Raw genomic sequence first — 3,029 nt, 5'->3', positions numbered from 1 at the left:
CCTCAACTCCGGTTTGGAACCGAGAACTTCTTCCACAATCCCGCGCGCAATCTCGCGTTCACCCATGATCACCGTATCGGCGCCCAAACCCTTGAGATGTTCGACCTCGGCATCCGAATGGGCCCGGGCGATAACGTTGATACCGGGATTAGCGGCGCGGGCTCGGAGCACGATCTGACCGGCTTCGAAGGCATTGGGGATGGCAAGGATCAGCCGGCTGGCGCCTTCGGGGTTGGCGGCGGCAAACACTTCGGCATTGGCCGCATTGCCGGCGACGGTCTCGATGCTGTCCGCTTTCAGCCTCGCCAGCGTCTTGTCGGCGTCCTCGATGACCAGGAAGGGCAGTGCCGCGTCTTTCAACGCCGAGCCGACCAGGCCACCGACACGGCCGTAGCCGATCAGGATGGCATGGCCTGTGAGTGCCGTCTTGGGCGGCGGCCCGTCCTCCCTTTTCGCCGTTGCCGCGACAGAGGCCACCTGGCCCGGCTCCGTCGCCGGACCAACCGGTTTTGCTTCGACCGGCGGTGCCGTCCTGGCGGCGCGCCGTTCCAGCCACGGCTTCATCCAGTCGATGGCCAGGAACATCAGCGGGTTGAGGACGATCGACAGGATGGCGCCGGCCAGAATGAGGTCGCGACCTTGTTCGGGCAACAGTTTCAGCCCGACGCCGAGCTCGGCCAGGATGAAGGAGAATTCGCCGATCTGGGCAAGGCTTGCCGAAATCATCAATGCGGTGGCCAGGGGATAGCCGAAGGCAACGACGATGACGAACGCCGCCAGCGATTTGCCGATGATGATGATGGCCAGCGTTGCCAGGATCGGCCAGCCATTGCTGATCAGGCTGAACGGGTCGAACAGCATGCCGACCGAGACGAAGAACAACACGGAAAAGGCATCGCGCAGCGGCAAGGATTCTTCGGCGGCACGGTGACTGAGTTCGGATTCGCTCATGATCATGCCGGCGAAGAATGCGCCCAGCGCCAGTGAGACCCCAAACAGTTTGGCCGCGCCAAAGGCGACGCCGAGCGCTATGGCAAGCACCGCCAGCCGGAAGAGCTCGCGCGAGCCGGTGTGGGCGACATAGTGCAGGATCCAGGGGATGACCCGGCGGCCGACCACCAGCATGACGACGACGAAGGCGGCGACCTTGGCCAGCGTGATGCCGACGACGCCCCAGATGCCGTAGCTGGCCGGCAGCGACAGCAGCCCGCTTGCATGGGCGTCGGTCTGCTCCTGGCCGCCGAGCACGCCGGCCAGCGCCGGCAGCAGCACCAGCGCCAGCACCATGGCCAGGTCCTCGACGATCAGCCAGCCGACAGCGATGCGGCCGCGCTCGGTCTCGATCATCCGCCGCTCTTGCAGAGCGCGCAGCAGCACGACCGTCGAGGCGACCGATAGTGCCAGGCCGAACACCAGTCCCGCGCCCATTGACCAGCCGAGCATCCACGACAACCCGGCACCGAGTGCGGTGGCAAAGCCGATCTGGACGACGGCGCCCGGCACGGCTATGGCGCGCACCGACAGAAGATCCTTCAATGAGAAGTGCAACCCGACGCCGAACATCAGGAGGATGACGCCGATTTCGGCCAGTTCGTTGGCAAGGCCGGCATCGGCGACGAAGCCAGGCGTGTTCGGCCCGACCAGCACGCCGGCTACGAGATAACCGACCAGCGGCGGGATACGGAAGCGGTTGGCGAGAGCCCCGAAGACGAAAGCCAGCCCCAGACCGGCGACGATGGTGGCGATAAGGGGCGTGTCATGCGGCATTGTCTATGGAGCGCCTTTCAAAAACAGCGATGTTGGATGAGCGCCGCCCAAAGCCGCCGCCTGTTTTGCAATATGGTGGATGGTATGTCGGCGATGCAACCCGCGAATCCGTGAAATCGACGGCGCTGCCGCAAAAATTTGACCGGCAGCTGAGAAGCTGCCGGCCGGATCGGAATTTGTGCGGTGCTATTCGTCTCGATCCGTCAGGGCCGATCGACAATGATCAGCCTGCCCGCAGCAGGGCCTCGATTTCCGGTATGGCATGGTTGGTCAATGTCTTGGGAATTTCGGCGGTCACCTTGTCCTCGACCTCCTTGTGCAGCTTTTTGCGCATTGTCCCAAGCACCACTGGCGGTGCGACGAGCACGATCTCGTTGAATTCGCCGTCATGCGCGAGCTTGTAGAGCCGGGCGGCGATTTCATCGGCGAAACGCTCCTTGCCGATGCGGTGCCAGTCCGTATCCTCGACTGCGCTGCGGTGTACGGAGGGACCATCATTGTACCGGCCCGGGCTGTCGCTGCCTTGCTCGCGGGTGGGCGGGTTGTCCTGCTGTATTTCCTGCACCACCTCGAGATTCGGATATTTGTTGTCGCCGGCGTTCCTGAGGAAAAGCGCCTTCTCGCCATCGGCCACCATGACCCAGATACCGTGCTTGAGTATGATTGTGTTCATGATGACAGGCTCCTTTTCAGCCGCGTGGTGGCCTTCGGGGCGTTCCGCAGCCGGGGTTTCGATCCGATATGACAGGCCTTTTGAGAACGCGCCCCGAGCCACTAATGTTCCAGTCGGCCGCCGCGTCGGCGTTGGACATTCCGGCTATCCAGAGTTCGCGGCTTTAATCTACTAATTTGGTAGAATTTAGAAAAAACAGTTTTGCGCTTTTCTCCCCAGGCGCTAAAAGACCCGGAAAACAAGGCCTGCGACAGCAGCTTGAATCCGCTCCATCTGCAAACGAGAAATATTTTTCTCTTGGCTGGGATGCTTTCAGAAAAGCAATTGCATCCCGATAAGGGATGCGCGAGTGCGTTCCTTCTGGTTTCTCGCGCCCGCGCGTAGAACTGCAAGCTCATTCAGGATTCCGCTCGCGTCCATGTCGCACACTGCTCCCAAGCTCAGCGCCTTCCCCGTGTTCATGCGGGTCGAGGGCGAAGCCGTGGCCATCGTCGGCGGCGGCGAAGAGGCACTCGCCAAGGCGCGGCTGATCGGACAGTCGAGCGCGGTCCTGCGGATCATCGCGGAACACGCCGAGCCCGATCTGCTC

The 3,029-nt window shown here is 62.5% G+C and carries 3 protein-coding genes; 1 reads left to right on the top strand and 2 read right to left on the bottom strand.

Annotation, left to right across the window (positions count from 1 at the left end):
* Together ybaL and EN893_RS26420 are read right to left on the bottom strand one after the other, a co-directional pair.
* Window positions 1–1,767 (bottom strand): YbaL family putative K(+) efflux transporter (gene ybaL / locus EN893_RS26425; protein ID WP_128361893.1); only part of this gene is annotated, 1,767 nt, incomplete at its 3' end.
* 223 nt (window positions 1,768–1,990) lie between these two features.
* Window positions 1,991–2,440: a host attachment family protein gene (locus EN893_RS26420; protein WP_127271043.1), complete on the bottom strand. Its 450-nt coding sequence runs from the start codon at window positions 2,438–2,440 to the stop codon at window positions 1,991–1,993.
* Between the two features lie 418 nt (window positions 2,441–2,858).
* Between EN893_RS26420 and EN893_RS39490 the strand changes: the two genes are divergently transcribed.
* Window positions 2,859–3,029: NAD(P)-dependent oxidoreductase (locus EN893_RS39490; RefSeq protein ID WP_281062508.1), on the top strand; the 171-nt coding region annotated here is incomplete at its 3' end.

Source organism: Mesorhizobium sp. M7A.F.Ca.CA.004.04.2.1 (genome assembly GCF_004022825.1).
Classification (GTDB): domain Bacteria; phylum Pseudomonadota; class Alphaproteobacteria; order Rhizobiales; family Rhizobiaceae; genus Mesorhizobium.
This window is presented reverse-complemented; position numbering and strand designations above follow the sequence as displayed.